Origin of the sequence: Paraburkholderia tropica (assembly GCF_014171495.1) — a bacterium.
GTDB classification, from domain to species: Bacteria; Pseudomonadota; Gammaproteobacteria; order Burkholderiales; family Burkholderiaceae; genus Paraburkholderia; species Paraburkholderia tropica.
On the sequence record NZ_CP049137.1, the window covers coordinates 1243105 to 1265350 of the forward strand.

Genomic DNA, 22246 nt, shown 5'->3' on the forward strand with positions numbered 1-22246 from the left:
TGTTATGTCCGCTTTTTCGTCCACTGCGTCTTCCGCTTTTCGGTCCGCTTCGCTCGTTGCGCTCGTCGCCGCCGCGCTCGCGGGCCCGCTCGACGTCTGCGCCGCGCAAAACGCACCCGCCACGCAAGCCGCTTCCGGCGCGCCGCTCGACGTGTCGATCGTCTATCTCGGCAATCCCGGCGATGCGGGCTGGACCTACGCGCACGAACGCGGCATCAGCGCCGCACAGAAGGTGCTCGGCGGCGAGATGCAGCTCAAGCGGATCGAAAACGTCCCTGAAAACGCCGATGCCGAACGCGTGTTCCGCGACCGCGCGGCGAAGGGCGACAAGGTCGTGATCGGCACTTCGTTCGGCTACATGGACGCGATGATGAAAGTCGCGCGCGACTATCCCGACACGGTGTTCCTGCATTGCTCGGGCTACAAGAGCGCGCGCAATCTCGGCAACTTCAACGGCAAGGTCTACGAATCCGCCTACCTGGCCGGCGTGCTCGCGGGCTATACGTCGAAAACGCATGTGCTGGGCTTCGTCGGTTCGGTGCCGATTCCCGAAGTCATCCGCAATATCGACGCGTTCGCGCTCGGCGCGCGTTCGGTCGCGCCGCAGACCGTCGTGAAGGTCGTGTGGATCAGCAGCTGGTTCGATCCGGGCAAGGAGCGCCAGGCCGCTGAAACGCTGATCGGCATGAACGCCGACGTGCTGATGCAGAACACCGATTCGACCGCGACGATGAGCGTGGCCGAAGCGCACCATGTCCACGCGTTCGGTTGGGACTCGGATATGAGCCAATGGGGACCGCACGCGCATCTGGGCTCGGTCGCTTACGACTGGAGCAGGTATTACGTCAAGGCGATCGAGGCGGTGCGCCAGGGCACGTGGACGAATCAGCCCGTGTACTGGGGCGTGAAGGAAGGTATCACCGATCTCGTGCACGTCAACGCGCAGGCCGTGCCGCCCGAGGCGCTGAGCAAGCTGGCGGAGCGCCGCGCCGCGCTCGTCGCGGGCACGCTCGATCCGTTCGCCGGGCCGATCAAGGATCAGAAGGGCCAGACGCGCGTGGCGGCGGGCACGGCGCTGTCGGCGGCGGACGCCAACCGGCTCGACTGGTTCGTCGACGGCGTGCAGGGCAGCCTCGCGCAGTGATCGCGCGCACCACGAAAAAAGAACTGGGAGACGGGCAGATGGATACGTCAAACGACGCAGCGCGCGACGCGCTGATCTGGAACGACTGGCATCCCGTGGCCGCGCTCGACGGCCTGCGCGCGGGCCGCACGCAGCTGCTGGGCGTTGCGTTGTATGTCGAGCCGGGCGACGGTTCGCCGAATGCGCCGCGCGTGACGCGGCTCGACCTCGGCACGCCGTGTCACGCGCGGGCGCGGCATGGCGTGGTGTGGGCGTGCCTCGGCGAGCCGCGCGCGGACATCGTCGCGATTCCCGAGACTGCCGAGCCGGACCGCCGCCTGCTGCACGCCGGTGCGTTTCGCGTGCATGTGAGCGGTCTTCGCGCGGTCGAGAATTTTCTCGACATGGGTCATTTCCCGTTCGTGCATACGGGCTATCTGGGCGTCGAGCCTTACACCGAGGTCGCGCCGTCTCGCATCGAACACGACGAGGCGAACGACGAACTGTACGCACGCGATTGCCGTTTCTATCAGCCGCGCGCGGCGATGACCGCCGATGCGGCGCTCGACGTGCAATACGTTTATCGCGTGGCGCGGCCGTATATCGCCGTGCTGTACAAGACCTGTCCGCCGCAGCCCGCGCGCTTCGACGTCATCGCGCTGTTCGTGCAGCCGCTTGACGACGAGTGGTGCGTGGCGCACACGGTCATGAGCTATCTCGACGATGCGAGCCCAGACGAAGCCTTGCGCGGCTTTCAGCAAACCATTTTCGCGCAGGACATCAAGATTCTCGTCAACCAGGTGCCCAGGCGTCTGCCGCTGACGGCGGGCAGCGAACATCCGGTGCTGGCCGACGCGATGTCGGTGGCGTATCGGCGCTGGCTGCGCGCTCGCGGCGTGACGTATGGGACAACCGATGGCGCGGTGGCTGGCACAACGGCGTCGCCGTCACAAGGAGCGCAGCATGGATGAGCGCAGGCAGGAGCCGGCGCGCTGGTACGCGCTGTGCGCGGCGGGCGCGCTGGACAAGGGCGCGATTCATCGCACCGAACTGCACGGCGAAGGCCTCGTTGTCTGGCGTGCCGACGACGGGCGCGTCAATGTGTGGGAGGACCGCTGCCCGCATCGCGGCGCGCGGCTTTCGCTCGGTCATCATCGCGGCGATACGCTGCAATGCCAGTATCACGGCTGGCGCTTCGCGAGCGGCGAGGGCGCGTGCCGCGCGGTGCCCGCGCATCCGCACGCGAGCGCGCCGCCGATCCACGCGACGACGTGGCCCGCGATCGAGCGCTACGGTTTCGTGTGGACGTGCGCACGCGTGGAAGGCGCGGCGCCGACGGCGTTTCCGGCCATCGACGCGCTCGCCGCCGCCCGGCCGCCTGACTGCGTGCCCTTGCGCACCACGACGATGGACGCCGATCTCGCGAGCGTGAAGCGTGCCTTGTCGGCCTATGTGCTGCCGCAGGCCGATGCCGCGGAGTGCGCCGCCTTCGAATGCGAATCCGGCACGCTCACGGTCGAGTCGCTCGACGGCGCGGCGTGCCCGGCGATCTTCGTGCTGCAACCCGCGCAGAAGGGCAAGACGCGCGTGCACGGCGTCGTGCCGGGCGACTTCGACGCGGCGCAGCGGCTCGCGCTCCAGCGCGCGCATCAGGCTCGACTCAATGCCGTGCGTGATGCGCTCGAAGCGGTGAGCGAAGAGCAGCCCGATGCGTTAACCGGTTCGCTCGCCGAAGCGCCCGCGCAAAACCGCACGCCGCGCGCGCAGCTATCGCCCGTCGCCGTCACGATGCCGCTCGTGCGCATGGACGCCGCCCCGAGCGCGATGTCCCCGGCCATCGACGCATCGAACCAGGCATCGAGCGACCAGGACGGTCCGTTCATCGTGCATCTCGCGCGCAGCGGCGGCAGCGTCGACGTGCCCGCGAATACGAGCCTGCTCGACGCGCTGCGCGCGCACGGCGTCGAGGTGCCGACGTCGTGCGAGCAGGGCGTCTGCGGCACCTGCCTGACGCCCGTGCTCGACGGCGAGCCGCTGCATCGCGACGTGTGGCTCGACGCGCGCGAACGCGCCGCCGGCGACTGCATGCTCGTGTGCGTCTCGCGCGCACGCACGCCTACCTTGACGCTCGACCTGTGAGGCCGCCGATGCTCAAACTCCACGACGACGAACTCTGCGGCGACAGCTACAAGGCGCGTCTGCTGCTGGGCTTGCTCGGCCTGAACGCAGAGCGCATCCGCGTCGAGCGCTATCCGTCGCGCCAGCAGGATGCGCCCGCGTTTCGCGAGCTGAGCCCGCTGGGCGCGTTGCCGGTGTTGCAGGACGGCGGCACCACGCTCGCCGACGCCCACGCGATCCTCGTCTGGCTGGCGCAGCGGTACGACGCAAGCCGCACGTGGCTGCCCGAACACGACGCGCAAACGCACGCGGCGATCCAGCGCTGGCTCGGCGTGGCGACGCGGCTTTCGCACATCGTGTTTACGCGCCGCGAGCAGGTGCTCCACGACGTAGGCGCGCCGGTGCCTCGCGCGGATCGCGACGCGCGGCCCTTGCTGCGCCTGCTCGACGAAACCTGCTGGTTCAACGAGGCGATGGACACGCCGTTCCTCTGTTCGACCCGCACGCCGACGATTGCCGATATCGCGTGCTTCGCGCCCGTCGTGCTGCTCGACGAAGCGCAGATCGAGACGATCGACTATCCGTCGCTTGCAACATGGTGTACGCGCATCAAGCGCCTCGATGGCTTCGTGACGATGGCGGGCGTTTATGCGGCCCACTGAAACCGTCGGTGGTTTGGCGGGCGCGAGGGCATGCACGCACGCCTCTGGTGCTTCGATGCCCAGCCAGGGTGCCGCCAACGGCGACGCCGTGGCGCATGCAGCGCTTTGCGCCACGTCATTGCAGGGATGCGGCGTTTCGTGCGTAGCTGGCACGAAGCTCGCTTGAAACACGGCACAGAGTAGAAGCGGCTAGCGACCGGCACGGCCTTCGAGGCAGCCGGCACCGTGGGGCATTGCTCTTGGGGCGCATCGTGCGCCCACGCCGATCATCGATCGGCGTTTGACCGGAATCGTCGGATTCCGCCAACAAGGAGCGAGCGATGCAGCGGCCCCAGACGATTCATCACCACGACGTTGCCGAACCGGCGCACACACGCGCCGCGGATCGGCTTCGCGCCTTCATTTCCCACAGCACCCGGAGTTTCCCCATGAGCAACCTGCTTTGCGTTGCGCGCTGGCTTCGGCTCGCGCGTTTCCTCGGTGTTTTTGCGTCGACGGCTTTGGCGTCGGTTTTCATGACGGCCTGGCCCACCGCCGCCCGCGCCGACGATCACGTCACGCTCCTCACGAGCTGGTATGCGCAGGCGGAGCACGGCGGCTTCTATCAGGCCGTCGCGACCGGCATCTACAAGAAGTACGGGCTCGACGTGACGATCCGCATGGGCGGCCCGCAGGTCAACGGGCTGCAACTGCTGGCGGGCGGCCAGGCCGACTTCATTCTCGGCTACGACTTCCAGGTGCTGTCGGCCGTGGAGGCGAAGATTCCCGTCACGACCGTGGCCGCGTCGTTCCAGTTCGATCCGCAGGGCATGCTCACGCACGACGACGTAAAAACGCTCGCCGATCTCAAGGGCAAGACGATCCTCGTGGCGGGTTCGGGCCGCACGAGCTGGTGGCCGTGGCTCAAGGCGAAGTACGGCTACAGCGACGCGCAGGCACGCCCCTATACGTTCAACCTGCAACCGTTCTACGCGGATCGCGACGTGGCCATGCAGGCCTATCCCACCTCGGAGACCTTTCAGGCCGACGCGGCGCACGTGAAAACCCACTTCTTCCTGTTCGCCGACGCGGGCTATCCGCCGTACAACACCACGATCGTGACGATGCGCGACACGCTCAAGCACAAGCCCGAGATGGTCGCGCGCTTCGTGAAGGCGTCGATGGAAGGCTGGAAGAGCTATCTCAGCGATCCCGCGCCGGGCAACGCGCTCATCAAGAAGGACAACCCGCAGATGAGCGACGCGCAGCTCGCCTACGGCGTGGCGCAGATGAAGAAGCTGCGGCTCGTTACCGGCGGCGACGCCGCGACGCTCGGCATCGGCGCCATGACGGACGCGCGCTGGAAACGCACCTACGACTACATGGTCGAAGCGGGCCTGCTGAAGTCCGATACGGATTACCGCAACGCCTACACGCTCCAGTTCGTCGACACCCTCAAGGTCATGCCCTGAACCTCGCGCGCGCGATAAGGCAATCACGAGGACAACAAGAGGATCACATCATGCTCGTCACGCAACAGAAAGTGCTGCGCCGCTTCTGGTACGCCATCATGCCGCTGTCGCAACTCGACGCGGGCCCGCAACCGTTCACGCTGCTCGGCGAACCGATCGTGCTCTGGAAGGGCGCCGACGGGCAGCCGCACGCGCTGCGCGACCGCTGCTGCCATCGCACGGCGAAACTCTCGAAAGGCTTCGTCGACGACGACGGCAACATCGCCTGCGGTTATCACGGCTGGACCTACGATTGCAGCGGCCGCTGCGTGAAGATTCCGCAAAACGACGGCGCCGCCATTCCGTCGCGCGCCGTGGTGCCCGCGTATCGCTGCGAGGCGCGCTACGGCTATGCGTGGGTCGCGCTCGACGAACCGTTGCAGCCGATTCCCGACTTTCCCGAGGAAACCGCGGGCGGCTATCGGCGCGTCCTGCAGTTCTACGAGCGCTGGCAAACGAGCCCGTTGCGCATGATGGAGAACTCCTTCGACAACTCGCATTTCAGCTTCGTGCACAAGGCCAACTTCGGCTTGTTCAGCAGCCCGAAACCGTCGAAATACGCATTCCGGCCCAACGATTGGGGCTTCGAAGCCGAAACGCACGTGCCCGTGCGCAATCCGGCCGCCAGCCATCGCATCACCGGCACGACCGAGGAGATCACCGAACGCCATCTGCTGAACCGCTGGTTCATGCCGTTCGCGCGGCGTTTTGGTTGCGTGTATCCGGCGAGCGGCGTGCATCACATCATCTACAACTGCGCGACGCCGATCGACGACCGCACGATCATGCTGTCGCAATGGCTCTATCGCAACGACACCGAGGACGCGTGCTCGACGCAGGAGCTGATCGACTGGGACCGCCCGATCACGGATGAAGACCGCGACATTCTCGAAGCAACGGACTACGACGCCTGCATCGACGTGCGTCGCCAGCAGGAGTGCCACATGGAATCGGATCAGCCAGGCCTGCTGATGCGCCGCATGCTGCTCAAGCTGCTCGAAACGCATGGCGAGCGCGAAGTGTTCCGTATCGAAACGGAGGTCTGATCATGTCGATTCCCTTGCTTGCAGTGCAGCGCGTGGACAAGCGCTATCCGAACGGCACCGTCGCGCTCGACGACGTGAGGCTCGACATCGAGCCGGGCGAGTTCGTCTCGCTGCTGGGGCCGTCGGGTTGCGGCAAGAGCACCTTGCTCAAGATGTTCGCGGGCATCGAAACGCCCACGCACGGCCATCTGCGCTGGTGGGGCGGCCCGTTCGCGACGGTGGGCGCACCGGGGCGGCGGCTCTCGTTCGTGTTTCAGGAGGCGACCTTGATGCCGTGGGCGACGGTCGCCGAGAACGTGCGGCTGCCGCTCGATCTCGCGGGCGTGCCGCGCCGCGAGGCGCAGGCGCGCGCATGCGAGGCGCTCGAAGGCGTGGGGCTCGGCAAGTTCTGCGCCGCGCGGCCGCGCGAGTTGTCGGGCGGAATGCAGATGCGCGCGTCGCTGGCCCGCGCGCTCGTCACGGAGCCCGATCTGCTGCTGCTCGACGAACCGTTCGGCGCGCTCGACGAATTCACCCGCAACCGGCTCGACAGCGATCTGCGCGCGCTCTGGCAGCGCCGCGCGATGACGGTCGTGTTCGTCACGCACAGCATCCAGGAAGCGGTATTTCTGTCGAGCCGCGTGGTGGTCATGCAGGCGCGGCCGGGCCGCGTGATCGCCGACGTGCCGATCGACGGGCCCGCCGCGCGCGACGACGACTGGCGAATCAGCACGCCGTTTATCGAACATACGTGCGCGCTTTCGAAACGCATTGCCGACGCGCACGCCGCGTTGCAGATCGACGAGGACAGCGAGGTGCAATCATGAGCGGACAAACCGTGCAGCCGCTGCGCATCGCGCGCGCGGCCGGTGAAACCGCCGGGGCAGCCACGACCGCCGCGCGCGAGCGCGTGCCGCTGCTGCGCCGCCCCGGCGTGGCGCGCGCGCTGGCGCCCTGGTGCGTGGGCTTTCTGATGCTCGGCATCTGGCAGGCGTGGTGCACGCTCGGCGCGGTGCCGGCGTATCTCGTGCCGTCGCCGGCCGCGATCGTGCAGCAACTGGTGCAGGACTGGCCGATGCTGTTCGCGAGCCTGCTCGCGACGCTCAAGATCACGCTGCTCGCCTTCGCCGTGGCGACGGTGCTGGGCGTGGCGATCGCGTTGCTGTTCGTGCAGAGTCCGCTGATCGAGGCGAGCCTGTTTCCCTATGCGATCCTGTTGCAGGTCACGCCGGTCGTGGCGATTGCGCCGCTGATCATCATCTGGGTCAAGAACACGACGGCGGCGCTGGTCGTCTGCGCGATGCTGGTCGCGCTCTTTCCGGTCATCTCCAACACGGCGCTCGGACTGCGCAGCGTGAACCCGGGGCTCGTCAATCTGTTCCGGATTCATCGCGCGACACGCTGGCAGACGCTCGTGCGCCTGCGCATTCCGAGCGCGCTGCCGTATTTCTTCGGCGGGCTGCGCATTTCCAGCGGGCTTTCGCTGATCGGCGCCGTGGTGGCCGAGTTCGTCGCGGGCACGGGCGGCAGCGGGGCGGGGCTTGCGTATCAGATCCTGCAAGCGGGCTTTCAGCTCAACATTCCGCGTCTGTTCGCCGCGCTGCTGCTGATCACCGTGACGGGCGTGCTGCTGTTCGGCATGACCGTGTGGCTGTCGCGGGTTTGCCTGCGCGGCTGGCACGAGAGCGAACTGTAGAGCGAGCGGTCGATGGCCGGACAATCAACGCAACGGCATTTTCATGAGGCGTCACCGATGACATCCACGATTTCCACCACGCTGATCCGCCATGCCGCCGCGATCATGACGGGCGGCGACCCGCGCGCGGGCGAAGCGACGCGGCTCGCCGGTCCCGACATTCGCTTGCGCGGCGACAGCATCGAAGCGATTGGCGCGCTCGCGCCGCTGCCGGGCGAGCGCGTGATCGACGCAACCGACTGCGTGATCTACCCGGCGTGGGTGAACACCCACCACCATCTGTTCCAGTCGCTGCTCAAGGGCGACCGCGCGGGGCTCGACGCGAGCCTCACGCCCTGGCTCGCGGCCACGCCGTACCGGTTTCGTGCGGGCTTCGACGAAGCGCGATTCCGGCTGGCGGCGCGCATCGGCCTGATCGAGCTGGCGCGCTCGGGTTGCGCGACGGTCGCGGATCACAATTACCTGTACTACCCGCAGATGCCGTTCGACAGCTCGGCGATTCTCTTCGACGAGGCCGAGCGGCTGGGCCTGCGTTTCGTGCTGCTGCGCGGCGGCGCGACGCGCACGCGCCAGCTCGAGGCCGAATTGCCGACGGCCTTGCGTCCCGAGTCTTTCGACGACTATCTCGCCGATATCGAGCGGCTGGCCGCGCGCTATCACGATCCGTCGCCGCGCGCGTCGCGCCGCGTCGTCATGGCGCCGACCACGGTGCTCTATTCGATTTCGCCGCAGCAGATGCGCGAGAGCGCGGCGTTCGCGCGGCGGCTCGGCCTGCGCCTGCACAGCCATCTGTCGGAGACGGTTTCGTATCAGGACAGCGCGCGGACGATGCACGGCTGCTCGCCCGTGGCGTTCTGCGGCGAATACGACTGGCTTGGCGACGACGTCTGGTTCGCCCATCTCGTCAAGCTCGACGCGGACGAGATCGCCATGCTCGGCCAGACGCGCACGGGCGTGGCGCACTGTCCGCAAAGCAACGGGCGGCTCGGCAGCGGCATCTGCGCGCTGACCGAACTGGCGGAGGCGGGCGCGCCTGTCTCGATCGGCGTGGACGGCGCAGCATCCAACGAGGCCGCCGACATGATTTCGGAGGTGCATATGACGTGGCTCGCGCAGCGCGCCCGCGTGGGCATGGCGGCGCGTCCCGAGTATGCGGGCGGCAGCTTCGAGGGCGGGGCGCACGCGGCGAGCGTGGAAGACGTGATTCACTGGGGCACGGCGGGGGGCGCGCACGTGCTCGGCCTGACGGATCTCGGCCGCATCGCGCCCGGCGCGCCCGCCGATCTCGCGATCTACCGGCTCGACGATCCGCGCTATTTTGGCTTGCACGATCCGGCCATCGGCCCGGTGGCGAGCGGCGGGCGGCCCGCGTTGAAGGCGTTGTTCGCGGCAGGCCAGACCGTGGTGGTCGACGACACCATTCCAGGGCTCGACATGGTCGAACTCGGGCGCGAAGCGCGCGATGCCGTGCGCGCGCTCATGGCGCAGGCGCAGGCGTGAGTGGACTTGCCGGGCGGCGTGCGTGCGTCGACTTCTACGCAGCGATAGTTAGCGAAACGTCGTGGATATGTGCAGGAAACAAGCGCCGGAAGTCATGTGAAGCAAGGCTTTCAGCGCCTTGCCGTCCCGCCTCATGGCGGCGGACTAGCGACAATTGACTCAGCGATACCTCGCCGCTCCGCAGAGCACCTCCGGTGTAATCCCGATGGCGCCCGGCAGGGCTCGGCAAGCCGACGCGTGAGCACGGGAAGGCCCACATTGGGCCGCGTTCCGTATCGTCCACACAGCAGCCGACCCGTCGCACGACCGTGTTGAAGAGTATTGAAATAACGTCGCTATGCCGAAGCTCTCCGCATCGGCAGGCGCTCCTCAAATGCGTTCGAAGCGGTGTCAATAATTTCCCGGTAGTGCTTTTTGACGTGCTTATCCCGTGCGCCAGGATGGAATGTCCTGAAACACTCGATGCCATTCGACCGGAAGTGCCAAAGAGCTTTTGGCTCGACCTTCACAGTCTGGCGTTCGGGAAGCACAGCTTTCAAGGCGCGATCGTACGTGTGGCCGCTACCGAAAATGATGAGATCCGGTTTAAGCAATTCGATTTCGAACTTGACGGTTGCTACCGAAAAATCAAACAAATAGAGAACGGGTTTCGATATTTTCTTTCCGTCTTAGTGTTCAGTCCCGGAAATAGCTTTGCATTGTCGAGCCACTCTCTGGAGAAGTGAATCGGCGGTCGGGGGCCATACGAATGGCAGGCTCCTGTTGTTGGTACCGCTTGGTATATCGCTCGATGCTGGCAATGAGTTGGCGCACGTTCTTGAACGCCCCTCGACGGATCGCCCACCGTGTATTCAGGCCAACCCGCCATTCAACCTGATTAAGCCAGTTTGAGCGGGTCGGCGTGAAGTGCATAAGGTAAAGCGTGTGCCTGGCCAGCCATGCCTTGACTTTCGGATGCTTGTGCGGCGCATGGTCGTCGATAATCAGATGTACATCGAGATCGGTGGGCGCCGCCTGATCCCCATGCCTGAGAAACCCCAGAAATTCCTGATGCAGGCGACGCGGCTGACATTGCGCGATGACTCCATTCGTTGCCGTGTTGAGCGCGGCGATAGCGGACATAATCATGCGTCACTCCTTCGAGATAGTACAGTCCCATCGGCTGCGTACGGCCCACCGCCTCACGCGTGCGTTTTCGATAACCGGTCACGCAAAACCTTGCCCGTCATGGTGCGTTCGAATTCATCCACGAAAAACAGACGTTCGGGGCAGATCGGTCCCAGTTCCCGCCTCGCCCATGCGAGCAATTCTTCCGTGGGCAGGCGCGCCGACACCATGACGGCAACAGCAAGCAGGTCGAGTCCGGACAGCTGCGGCAGCACGAATGCAGCGGCCTCGCGCACCGCTGGATGTTTCTCGAGCACGGTTTCGACGTCGCGGAACTGCACCTTGTTGCCGCCCACGTTAAATACGTCATCCTGACGACCTTCTATATACAGCAGGCCGTCCGCATCGAGCCTGGCATTATCGTAGGGGTAGTACCAGCCGTCGCGAAAGCGCTCGGCGGTAAGTTCCTGATCGAGATAGAAACGATCGAACATCTGATCCGCCTTCAGCCGCAGACGCCCGGACTGTCCGGCTGGCACCGGACGCTCTCGCTCGTCGACGATCTGCACCGTGACCCAGGGCGCCACCTCGCCGGCGCAATCCGGCGTGCGCCTGATGATCTCGGGCGACGCAATTGCCACGATGCCGACTTCCGAAACGCCGTAGTCGGCGCGCACGTTCGGCGTGAATTTGCGCGCCATCGCGTCGATCAGACGGGGGCTGGGCGCACCGCCCAGTATGCGCAGGCTGACGAGTGACGGAAAGTGGACGTCGTCGTCGTCGAGCAACTCAAGGATCCCCTCAGCGATCGCCGGCGACAGTAACCAATGCGTAACCGCATGCGAGCGGACCATATAGGCCAGATTGGCGGCCGTTCTTTCCGGTGCCAGCACCACCGCGCCGCCGAGCAGCAACATGCGCAAGGCCTGGCCGAAGCCGACCGAGAAATTCAGGTCCAGCGGCAGAAGTCGGGAGTGTTGGTCGCGTGCGTCGGCATCTGTGCCGACCCGGTCGAGCATATAGCCATGTGTGCGCAGCACGCCTTTGGGGTCCCCGGTCGTGCCCGAAGACAGGGATAGCCAGCACGGATCGTCGGCCCGCGTCGTCGTGGCGGGCAGCCAGGGCACACGACGGCCGAGATCAATCGCAGCGAGCTGGATGAATGGCCAGCCGTCAAGTCGCATGTCCTCGCGTCCGGACACCACCGTCACCACGTTGAAACGCCGCGCCGCCAGCATTCTGCGCTCGGGCGTCAATGCGCCGTGCAGCGGCACCGCAATCGCGCCGATGCGCGCGATCGCCAGCAACGTCGCCAGATGCAGCGAGGTTTGCGCCATCGACACGCCGACCGTCTGGCCCTTGTCGATACCGCTGGCGAGCAGCTTGATCGCAATGACATGAACGGCCGTGACGAGTTCGCGATAGCTGAAGACGCGGTCGGGAAGAATCAGCGCGGGGGCGGCCGGGTGAAGGCGCGCGCGGTGTTCGATGACTTCCGTGATATTCCAGACGCTTTCGGGGAGATCCGGCAGACGCAGATGCGATTTATTAAAGACGGTCATTTTTTATCATCCACGATATATAACCAGGTGCCGACTACGGAAAATTCAGGATGTCAATTGGTGTTCACGACTAAATTCATGCAAATACTGGATTTATTCATGACGGATAGATCCGCACATGGGTAAACGGCATTGGGAATGCAGGACTTTAATCCGAAAACGTTTGCGCGGAAAAAATATGAAAATCAAACCGGGCCGGATTGAAATTGCGGATTGATTTCGCGTAAACCCCGATTTGACGCGGCTTGTGCGGAATACAACAGTCCCAGAAAAAATAATTTCGGCACTTTCCGGATACTGCATACTCGCCTCCGCTTTTAAAAATAATCTTCCACCGGGGAATCGTTCATGAGCTTCGCGACCAGGCCACCTAAGAAACGCGCATTAGTCATTGCCATTACCGGAGTATTGGCTGGCGCAACACCGCTGATCGCGAAAGCAAATTGTCAGATAAGCGGCACGATTACCAGTAACACGCCTGAAATCGAGTGGGCGTCGGGTAACTGCACGGTTGCCTCGAATGTCGTCATCTCCAATAACGAGACCGCTACGGCGTTACTTGCTGTCGGCACCGGGCTCGGAACGTTGACCAACAACGGCACGATCGCGGGCACACGATACGGCTTCCTGAATGCGGCCTCGGTCGGCACCTTGATCAACAACGGCCGGATCAGCGCGCTGACGGTCAGTGCGGCCGCGATCTATAACAATTCCGCGATCGGCCAGTTGATCAACAACGGCACGATCACTTCTGGCAGTGAAGCCCTCTTTAACCCTGGCAGCATCGGCACGCTGACCAACAACGGGTTGATCAACGGAAGCGGCGGCTATGGTTATACGCCTCGCGCCGGCGTCCGTAATGCCGGTGTGCTCTCCGTGCTGGATAACGAGGCCGGCGGCACCATCATCGGCGGCAGTTCGGCTGTTATCAACTCCGGGCAGATCGGCACGCTTACCAATAGCGGCACGATCAACTCGACGAATGCGGCTGGTGTGGGTGGGATAAGCGGCCCGGACAGATTCGGCATTTATAACGCCACCACCGGGAATATCGGCACGCTGACCAATAACGCCAGCGGCTTCATCAGCGGCGGCACGGCCGCAATCGGAAATGCCGGCACCATTGGCACGCTGACTAACGCAGGCACGCTGTCCGGTACTGCTGACGGGTTGTCCAATACCGGCACGCTCCAGAGCATGAGCAACAGCGGGCTGATTTCCGGCGGACAATGGGGCATTGTCAACGCGGGCGATATTGTTACGCTCACCAACACCGGCAGCATCACAGGCGCAACCGGCGGTATCGACAACACCGGCACGATTGGCGCATTGATCAACGCGGGTGCCATCGCTACGGCTGGCGCGGACATGACGATCGGGAGTGGGACGGTCGTTTCCGGTTCCGCGCTAACTGTCACCAATACCGGCATCATCGGCACGGCAATCGACGCCGGCATCTACAACGACGTTGCTATTGCGGGCATCGCCAACAGCGGGACGATCACTGCCGGCGGTCTCAGCATCACGGGCAATGGAACGGTGGGTGCGCAATACGCAGCTGCTCTCTACAACGATGCGGGCGGCACTATTGGCACCCTGACGAACGCGGGCGTGATCGGCGGCGCGCTGCCAAATTTCGGCATTGAGAGCAGCGGTTCGATTGGAGCGTTGACGAACAGCGGGTCGATCCTCGGGTACCGGGAGGCTATTCTGAACGCCGGTTCCATCGGAACCCTGACCAATCAGTCTGGCGGAACAATCGCGTTGGCGTCGGTGGGCGCACAAGGCTCCGACATCGTCAATACCGGTACGATCGATGTGCTCTCCAATAGCGGCGTAATCGGAAACGGCACGACCGAACTGTATGGTGTCGACAACGCCGCGGGCGGCACGCTCACTCAACTCAACAACGAGCAGGGCGGCACCATCTACGGTTACTACACCGCTATCGAGAATGCGGGGACCTTGGGTACGCTGTCGAATAGCGGCACGATCATCGGCTGGACGGCCGCTGTCGATAACAAAGGCACGATTGGTCAGCTCGCCAATACGGGCGCCATTCGCGCAATCCTGGGCGGTGGTTCGTCAGGCGTCGGTGTCAACAATAACGCGAGCGGCAACATCGGGTCGCTGACCAATAACGGCTTGATCTACGGTTCGAAGTCGGGTGTTTATAACGACGGCACGATCGGAACCTTGAGCAATACCGGCACGATCACGGGCGCCTTGTACGGGATCACAAACGACACGACCGGCACCATCACGCAGCTCTCCAACTCGGGAACGATCAGCGGTGCGCAGTTCGGTATCGGCAATGTCGGCACCATCGACAACCTCCTTAACAGCGGCGAGATCAGCAGTGCCGGAACGGCCATCGGTATCGCCAACGCCGGACGTATCGGCCTGCTCAACAACGCGGGCGTCATTGCCGGCAACATCGTGAACCAGTCGACGAACGACCTGTCGATCAGCGGCGGCACGGGCTCCATCTTCGGCACCTTGACGGGTTTCGGCAATACAGTGGGCACGATTACGAATACCACATCGAATGTAGTGTTCGTATCGGGCAATCAACTGTTGAACGATAACGTCAACGTGGGTAGCAACGCGGTGAACAACACGGGCGCGACGCTGCAGGTCAATCACGTCGTCGCGATCACTGGCAACTACGCACAAGACGCCAATGCCACGCTGTTGGTCGGCGTGTCAGACGGCGCGGCCGCGAGCGGCTCGCTGACCACCGACGCCGGCTACGGCCGGCTCGTCGTATCGGGCAGCGCCACCGTGGCATCCGGCTCGAACGTCACACTGCAAAAACTCAACGCATACGGATTTGCGGCCGGGCAGCGTTTCGTCGTTATCGACGCAAACACAACCGGGACCAACTACAACGCGAACCAGCTTGTCTATTCGATTGCCGGGGGGGCGAGTGGGCTCACGGTCAGCGGCGCAGCCGTCGCAAACGGTACGAAGAGCGACCTGGTGCTGACGGTGGCCGATGCATCGACATCGACGCCCACACCGACGCCGACTCCCACGCCGACTCCAAGTCCCACGCCAACTTCGACGCCTACGCCGACTCCGAGCCCAACGCCGACCCCGACGCCGACCCCGGCGACCTCGCCAAATGCGCGCTCTGCGATTGGCGCACTACAGGGATACCAGGGCATCAGCAACCTCGCGTTGCTGAATCTGTACGACGCGTCGCTTGCGCTATCGGCGACAGGCTCCGCTGGCGAAATCAATCGCGCCGGCAAGCAGCTCGGGCCGACCGCACAATCCACTTCGAGCATGGCGGCCGCAGCCCCCACTTTCGAGACGCTCAACGTCGTGGCGAGCCACGTCAACGGCATCCGTCTCGCGCAACGGGACGGCGGCAGCGGCATTTCGACAGGCGAAAGCGCACCGCAATGGGGTGTCTGGGGTCAGGCGTTCGGCGGTCATGCCAGCCAGGACGAGCGCGACCAGATTGACGGCTTCAGTTCCAACTATGCCGGTCTGCTGTTTGGCGTCGATCGTACGTTGACGGACTCGTGGAATGTGGGGGGTGCGTTCAGCTACAGCAACGCGGCGATCAACAACACGGGCGACTCGGCAGGCGACAGCACCCGCGTCAACTCATACGGCCTGATCGGCTACGCGAGCTACAACGCCAGCCGGTGGTACGCGAACCTGTCGGTAGGCGCCGTGCAGCAACGCTACGATACGAACCGTTCGGTGAATTTCACCGGCTTCTCGGGCGATACCAATGGTGCCTTCAACGGCCAGCAGTACGTTGCGCGCGGTGAGGTTGGCTATCCGATCGCACTCGGCGCCACGACGGTCACGCCGCTTGCGACCCTGACCTACAGCTACCTGCATCAAAGTGCGTACACCGAAAGCGGTGGCAACGGTGCGGCTTTGTCGGTTGATGCTTCGCATCTGAGCTCCGTGACCACGGACCTGGGCGCGAAAATCGAACGGGAATTTCCGACTCCGTATGGTGTGCTCGTACCGGAACTCACTGTTTCGTGGCGTCATGAGTACAACAACACCAGCCAGCTGACGACGGCAACCTTCGCTGGCGACCCGAGCGGCGTGAACAGTTTCACGACGCTCGGCACGAGCCCGCTGACGAACTCGGCCGTGGTCAGCGCAGGCGTTACGCTGCTGCGCGAGCGCAATCTGAGTGTCACCGCACGTTATGAAATGCAGGCGGGCAGGGGCTTCCTGTCGCAAGGCGGCACGTTGCGTCTGCGTCAGTTGTTCTGATGCCGTACGGGAGGCTGGAGCATACGCCGGCCTCCCGCGCGCGCCTGCTGAATGACGCGAACGTTCTTCGCACCGCATCCCCACGTGCGCACATTCGTCAGACCGTCCTCCCACCTCCACCACGGCACACGGACCGACAAACAACGGCTCGGGAAACCGCGACTCCATCTCGCCATACTCGACCATCGCACGCCCGGACGAGCACATGGGGCGAAGCAACCGGGATGTGCTGCGTCCGAGGCGATCGGGATGCGCCTGTCACGATCGATGGAACGCGGATGACGTTTAGCCATCCCGACGTATGCATCCGTTACGGCTCAATCAAGATGCGCATTTCGATCCAATGTACGCATGTTACGATCGAAAAGTCTGTTTACTCATGGATCACGGAATCGCGCCATGTCCAGTACCCCATCCTCTCCTGGCAGCATGAACATTCAGGAAGCATTGTCGAAAGCCTATGCGCACTGGAATGCCGGCCAGGCCGACCAGGCCGAAATGCTCGCGCAGCGCGTGCTTGCCGCGTGGCCGGGGCAGCCCGATGCGCTGCATCTGCTCGGCTTGATGGCACATGCATACGGCAATCTGGATCTGGCGATCTCGCATCTGCGTCAGGCCTGTCTGGCACCGCGAGCGCCCGCGGTCTACTCGAGCAACCTCGCTGAAATGTGTCGCCAGAAGGGTCTGCTCGCCGAGGGCGTGGAGGCTGCGCAGCGCGCAGTGAACATGGATCCGGCGCTCGTTTCCGGCTGGAACAATCTGGGCATCCTGCAGCAGGAAACGGGGCGATTCGAAGAAAGCCGCCAGTGCCTGGAACGCGTTATCGCACTCAATCCGGGCTGGCCGGAGGCGCACAACAACCTCGGCAACACATGGCGGCGCCTCGGGCGCATGGACCGCGCCGAAGCCTGCTACCGGCAGGCGTTGGCACTCAATCCGTCCTACCCTGAAGCGCACAGCAACCTTGCCTACCTTTTGTCGAGCAAAGGCAATTTCGACGATGCGGCAAAGCATGCGCGTGAGGCGATCGACCTCAATCCACAGCTCGTCGATGCTTACCTGAATCTCGCGGAGGTCGAGATTTCGCGCCAGCGTGCCGACGCTGCGCTGCGGGCGCTCGACATGCTCAACGCCTTCGCTCCGCGCCATCCTGCTGCACTCGTCGCGCGCGCCAAGGCGCTCAAGCATCTGGATCACAACGAAGAAGCACTCGAGTTCGCTCGCGCGGCCATTGCGCTGACGCCAGACAACGCCGACGCACATCAGACAGTCGCGCAGTCGCTGCAGGATCTCGGCAGGACAGAGGACGCGCTGCGTCACTACGCACAGGCGGCAGCGCTGCCAGGCATCTCGGCCGAAACGGCCATGGCCGGTAGCGCGTTGCTGCTGACGGAAGCCGGCCGTCGCGACGAAGCCCTCGCGGCATTCGACGCCGCGCTGGAACGTTTTCCCGGCTCGGCCGTGATCATGGCCGCGCGCTCGGATCTGCGCACGTACAGCGCGAACGATCCAGATATCGCCGCCATGGAAGCCTGGCTCGTCGATGGCGACGATCGGCCACTGCCTGACCGCATTGGCGTGCACTTTGCGCTTGGCAAGGCGTATCTCGACGTCGGCGATAGCGCGCGCGCCTTCGCGCATTTCGAAGCGGGCAGCCGCCAGAAGCGCTCGACCTTCGATCACGACAGCGCGAAAACCGCAGCAACGATGCAAGCCATCTGCGCGACGATTACGCCCGAGCGTTTCGCACGCCTCTCCGGCCTGGGCGAACCTTCGTCGATGCCGGTGTTCATCATCGGGATGCCACGCTCGGGCACCACACTGATCGAGCAGATCATTTCGTCGCATCCGCTGGTCACCGGCGCGGGAGAACTCTCCGCGCTGCGTCACGCGGTCGACCGTATGGGCGAGTTTCCCGACTGGCTGGTGAAGCTCGACGACGCCAGCGCGAGCGCGGCCCTGAAGCGCTGCGGCGAGGATTACCTGTCACGCGTGAAGCCCCTCGCGCAGGGGCGGCCTCACGTCGTTGACAAAATGCCTGGCAATTTCGTGCACGCCGGCTTGATTCCTCTGGTCCTGCCAGGCGCGCGCATCATTCATGCGCGACGCGACCCCGTCGATACCTGCCTGTCGTGCTACACGAAACTCTTCGGGGGCTTGCAGCCTTTCTCGTACGATCTGACCGAACTCGGCCTCTTCTATCGCGAATACGAACGCATGATGGCGCACTGGCGCTCGGTCCTGCCCGCGGAGCGCTTCCTGGAAGTCGAGTACGAAGCCGTGGTTGATGATCTGGAGGGCGAGGCGCGGCGCATGATCGAGTTTCTCGGACTGCAGTGGGACGACGCGTGTCTGAGCTTCCACACCAACCAGCGCATCGTCCGTACAGCGAGCGTCAATCAGGTGCGCAAACCGATCTACCGCACCTCGAAAGGCCGCTGGCAGAAACACGCAGCCTATCTGAAGCCGCTGCTCGATGTGCTCGAAATCGAGGCGCCTTGATGGCAGGTCCGGCAGCCGGTCTACCAGGCGTTGACCAGCAATTTCGATCGCTCACCAATGCGAATCGATACGAAGAAGCTGAAGCGCTCGTGCGCCCTTATCTCGCGAGCGGGAGCGGGCCGCTCGCCCTGTGGAAAATGCTCGCGACCGCTTTACGTCATCAAGGACGGATTGTCGAAACGCGCGCTATTCAGGAGATGGTGGTCGCGCACGCGCCGGGAGATTTCCCGGCGCGCTTCGATCTTTCGGAGACCTTGCTGCTGCTGGGCGAATTCGAACGCGGCTGGCGCGAATACCGGTATCGCTACAGCCTCGCGCACACCACCTCGATTGAGCGCAAAGTGCAGCGTCCCCGCTGGGATGGTCAACCTATTGTGGGCAAGACGCTGCTGATCCACGACGAGCAGGGTTATGGCGACACGTTCCAGTTCATGCGGTTGACGCGTCGGGTGAAAGAGATAAGTGGCGCACGCGTGATTCTGGAGGTGAACGCGGAAACGTTATCGCTGGCGCGGCGCATGGAGGGCCACGACGACATCATCGCGCGTGGCAGCCTGCCGCCCGCGTTCGACTTTCATTGCGAGATGATGAGCCTGCCAATGGCGATGGGGCTCGAAGCCGCAGACCTGCCGGGCCCCATGCCCTATCTGAGTCCCGATCCGCAGCGCGTCGCGCACTGGCGCAAACGCCTCGAAGGGCTGCCGCGTCCACTCGTGGCACTGGTCTGGGCGGGACGCCCGACCCACGTGAACGACGCGAACCGCTCATTGAGCCTCGACCAATTCGCACCGCTCGGTGTGCCCGGCGTCACGTATGTGTCGATCCAGAAAGGGCCCGCCGAGACGCAGGCGATGAGTCCGCCGGCGGGGATGTCGCTCGTGTCGTTAAGCAGTGAGATCCGCGACTTCGAGGATACGGCGGCGATCCTGAGCGTGGTCGACCTGCTGATATCGGTCGATTCGTCGCCGGTGCATCTCGCGGGTGCGCTGGGGCGGCCGGTATGGGTGATGCTGCCTTTTGTGCCCGACTGGCGCTGGCTGCTTGGACGGAGCGACACGCCCTGGTATCCCTCCACACGGCTCTTCAGGCAGCGCTCGCGCGGGGACTGGGCGAGTGTCATGGCGGCGATGGCGGGCGAACTGGGCAGCGTCGCCGCCGCCGATCCGTCCCGCAACGAACGGCATGTGTCCGCAAGCTGATGAATGAAAGAACCACACCGCCTGCCGCCACGCTGTGGCTGACGGGCCTGAGCGGCGCGGGCAAGACGACTCTCGCCCATGCCGTATCCGACGCGCTCGCGGCCGCGGGCGCATCGTGCCGGATCCTCGACGGCGATCTCGTACGCCGCGAACTGAGTGCCGACCTTGGGTTCTCGCGCGCTGACCGCAGCGAGAACGTTCGCCGTGTGGCCCTCAAGTGCAGGCAGTTGAATGAGGCAGGTGTGTGGGCCATCGCCGCGCTGATTTCTCCCTATCGCGACGATCGTGAGCTAGCGCGCCGCACAGTCGGGCAAGCACGCTTCGTGGAAGTTTATCTGGCGACGCCGCTCGCGGTATGCGAGTCGCGCGATCCGAAGGGCTTGTACCGCCAGGCGCGCAGCGGGGCGATCACGAACTTCACGGGCATCAGCGATCCTTACGACGCGCCGCTGGATCCCGAACTTCGGTTCGATACCGGCGTGCAGTCGCTTGCCGACTGCGTGGCCGGGACAATGACGTGGCTGCTGGGTGAGCGAGCGATCGGGGTGGGGGCTCAGGAGGCGGCCCACGACGGGCGCGATGCGGTTCGCGACGCGCTGAGAGCCTGCGACGTCCCTGCGTCCGAGCCACGCGACGTTAGTCCCACAGGAGGCGAGATCCATGCTGTCCGTTGACGCCGACTGGCAAGCTTGGCTAACCACGAATTCGAATCGCGGTTGCAGTGCGCAATCCATGATCGACGCGATGGTAAAAGCAGGGTTTGATGCGGTGGTGGCCCGCGCCGCCGTACAGGGGCTGGCCGGCCGCGACGCCGGCGTTCAGGCGGAGCCAGCCCAGGGCAAGCCGCGCGAATTTCAATATGACGGCTGTCCGGTCGCGGGCGGGAATCTGATTCATGCCCATGATCGCGCCGTCAACGTTCTGGCGCGCCTGGAACGGCCGCAGGTCATCGTCTTTGGGGACGTCTTGTCGCCGCAAGAGTGTGCGGAGATGATCGAGCGTTCGCGACACCGGCTCACGCGATCCACAACGGTCAATCCTGAGACGGGGCAGGAGGACATTATCCGCAATCGCACGAGCGAGGGAGTCTGGTTCCAGCGCGAAGAAGATGCATTCATTGCACGTCTTGAGCAGCGCATTGCGAGCCTCATGAACTGGCCGGTTGAAAACGGCGAGGGTCTGCAGATTCTTCACTACAACCGCGGCGGCGAATACCGGCCGCATTTCGACTATTTTCCACCCGACCAGGCGGGCAGCGCGGTCCACACCGCGCACGGTGGTCAGCGAGTGGCGACGCTCATCGTCTATCTGAACGACGTGCCCCGCGGCGGTGAAACGGTCTTTCCGGAGGCCGGCCTGTCGGTTGCGGCAAGGCATGGGCATGCCGTTTATTTCCGTTACATGAACCGGGTACGACAGCTCGATCCGCTGACACTGCACGCAGGCGCACCGGTCGAGGCCGGTGACAAATGGATCATGACGAAGTGGGTTCGCGAGCGCGAGTATGTGTAAGACTTGAAGGAAACCTAACGGTAGGTCGTGGGATTCGCGAAGCCAGGTGAAACAATCTAGTGGTCAACTCATCCCGGACACTGCGTTAGGTTTTTGTTCCGCAACTGCCGGTGCCAGTCCGTCATTGAACTGATGCGGCCGTATCCAGTTGTACCGATGCATCAGGGAGTGGCCAATGTCCCGATGCGCTTCCTGCGCCGGCATGCAAAGCATTGACGGCAGTCATTCCGTTTTGAAGCTGCGAAACAGCGTTTCGACTGGCCGCCTTGATCCGGGTCGAACGGCAATCCTTGCGGCGGCCACGCTGGTCATAAGCCATCCCAACGCCTGCGCCGCGAGATCGGCATCCGGGCTTCGAGAATGCCCAGCCAGCAGCCCGGCGTTCGACCTGCTCTATATCGTCTCCGCCACCGTCATTTACGATCTGATGGAATGATAGTCACGAACATGGTGGCGACCGGAATAGTGGTATGTCTGAAGGTCGACGGGTGTAAGCGAT

17 protein-coding genes and 1 pseudogene are annotated in these 22246 nt (G+C 64.2%); 14 read left to right on the forward strand and 4 right to left on the reverse strand.

The features are described 5' to 3' along the window. Window positions 1–4: 4 nt before the first annotated feature. The 9 genes from G5S35_RS35790 to G5S35_RS35835 all read left to right on the forward strand — a co-directional run bounded on the left by G5S35_RS35790 (window position 5) and on the right by G5S35_RS35835 (window position 9614). Window positions 5–1144, forward strand: a complete 1140-nt coding sequence (locus G5S35_RS35790) for a BMP family ABC transporter substrate-binding protein (protein WP_183040689.1) — start codon at window positions 5–7, stop codon at window positions 1142–1144. 38 nt (window positions 1145–1182) lie between these two features. Further along, window positions 1183–2094 carry an aromatic ring-hydroxylating oxygenase subunit alpha gene (locus G5S35_RS35795; protein ID WP_183040198.1) on the forward strand — a complete coding sequence of 304 codons (912 nt, stop codon included), beginning with the start codon at window positions 1183–1185 and terminating at the stop codon, window positions 2092–2094. Next, entirely contained in the window at window positions 2087–3262 is a 1176-nt protein-coding gene (locus tag G5S35_RS39805) for a Rieske 2Fe-2S domain-containing protein (protein ID WP_237181834.1), read from the forward strand. Before G5S35_RS35795 ends, G5S35_RS39805 begins: the two co-directional genes overlap by 8 nt. A gap of 8 nt (window positions 3263–3270) precedes the next feature. Further along, window positions 3271–3903 carry a glutathione S-transferase family protein gene (locus tag G5S35_RS35810; protein ID WP_065062927.1) on the forward strand — a complete coding sequence of 211 codons (633 nt, stop codon included), beginning with the start codon at window positions 3271–3273 and terminating at the stop codon, window positions 3901–3903. Between the two features lie 515 nt (window positions 3904–4418). Further along, on the forward strand, window positions 4419–5354 hold the full coding sequence (locus tag G5S35_RS35815; RefSeq protein WP_124261940.1) for an ABC transporter substrate-binding protein: 936 nt from the start codon (window positions 4419–4421) through the stop codon (window positions 5352–5354). A 50-nt stretch (window positions 5355–5404) separates the two neighbouring features. After that, complete coding sequence (locus G5S35_RS35820) at window positions 5405–6439, forward strand: aromatic ring-hydroxylating oxygenase subunit alpha (protein ID WP_065062931.1); 1035 nt, start codon at window positions 5405–5407, stop codon at window positions 6437–6439. Between the two features lie 2 nt (window positions 6440–6441). Continuing rightward, a complete protein-coding gene (locus G5S35_RS35825) occupies window positions 6442–7245 on the forward strand; it encodes an ABC transporter ATP-binding protein (protein WP_065062933.1) in 804 nt (267 codons plus the stop codon). Between the two features lie 146 nt (window positions 7246–7391). Next, entirely contained in the window at window positions 7392–8114 is a 723-nt protein-coding gene (locus G5S35_RS35830; RefSeq protein ID WP_231957685.1) for an ABC transporter permease, read from the forward strand. Between the two features lie 57 nt (window positions 8115–8171). Further along, window positions 8172–9614 carry an amidohydrolase family protein gene (locus G5S35_RS35835; protein WP_183040199.1) on the forward strand — a complete coding sequence of 481 codons (1443 nt, stop codon included), beginning with the start codon at window positions 8172–8174 and terminating at the stop codon, window positions 9612–9614. 335 nt (window positions 9615–9949) lie between these two features. On the opposite strand, the gene G5S35_RS35840 is transcribed toward G5S35_RS35835, so the two are convergent. The 3 genes from G5S35_RS35840 to G5S35_RS35850 are packed head-to-tail and all read right to left on the reverse strand — an operon-like array spanning window position 9950 to window position 12283. Then, complete coding sequence (locus G5S35_RS35840; protein WP_183040200.1) at window positions 9950–10249, reverse strand: uracil-DNA glycosylase family protein; 300 nt, start codon at window positions 10247–10249, stop codon at window positions 9950–9952. Between the two features lie 40 nt (window positions 10250–10289). Continuing rightward, entirely contained in the window at window positions 10290–10742 is a 453-nt protein-coding gene (locus G5S35_RS35845; RefSeq protein ID WP_237181836.1) for a transposase, read from the reverse strand. A 53-nt stretch (window positions 10743–10795) separates the two neighbouring features. Continuing rightward, window positions 10796–12283: a class I adenylate-forming enzyme family protein gene (locus G5S35_RS35850; RefSeq protein WP_183040201.1), complete on the reverse strand. Its 1488-nt coding sequence runs from the start codon at window positions 12281–12283 to the stop codon at window positions 10796–10798. A gap of 348 nt (window positions 12284–12631) precedes the next feature. Between G5S35_RS35850 and G5S35_RS35855 the strand changes: the two genes are divergently transcribed. From G5S35_RS35855 to G5S35_RS35875, 5 genes are all read left to right on the forward strand, one after another. Beyond that, a complete protein-coding gene (locus G5S35_RS35855; RefSeq protein WP_183040202.1) occupies window positions 12632–16534 on the forward strand; it encodes an autotransporter outer membrane beta-barrel domain-containing protein in 3903 nt (1300 codons plus the stop codon). Window positions 16535–16933: 399 nt separating this feature from the next. Beyond that, window positions 16934–19036, forward strand: coding sequence for a tetratricopeptide repeat-containing sulfotransferase family protein (locus G5S35_RS35860; protein WP_183040203.1), 2103 nt, complete (start codon window positions 16934–16936; stop codon window positions 19034–19036). Next, window positions 19036–20235, forward strand: a complete 1200-nt coding sequence (locus G5S35_RS35865; protein WP_237181838.1) for a glycosyltransferase family 9 protein — start codon at window positions 19036–19038, stop codon at window positions 20233–20235. The genes G5S35_RS35860 and G5S35_RS35865 overlap by 1 nt, the downstream gene beginning before the upstream one ends. Further along, on the forward strand, window positions 20235–20909 hold the full coding sequence (gene cysC / locus G5S35_RS35870; protein ID WP_183040205.1) for an adenylyl-sulfate kinase: 675 nt from the start codon (window positions 20235–20237) through the stop codon (window positions 20907–20909). Before G5S35_RS35865 ends, cysC begins: the two co-directional genes overlap by 1 nt. Further along, entirely contained in the window at window positions 20896–21747 is an 852-nt protein-coding gene (locus G5S35_RS35875) for a 2OG-Fe(II) oxygenase (RefSeq protein WP_183040206.1), read from the forward strand. The genes cysC and G5S35_RS35875 overlap by 14 nt, the downstream gene beginning before the upstream one ends. 63 nt (window positions 21748–21810) lie before the next feature. Here G5S35_RS35875 and G5S35_RS40380 read toward each other — a convergent pair. Beyond that, window positions 21811–22129, reverse strand: a pseudogene (locus G5S35_RS40380) (IS3 family transposase); the annotation flags it as partial. Between the last annotated feature and the right edge of the window lie 117 nt (window positions 22130–22246).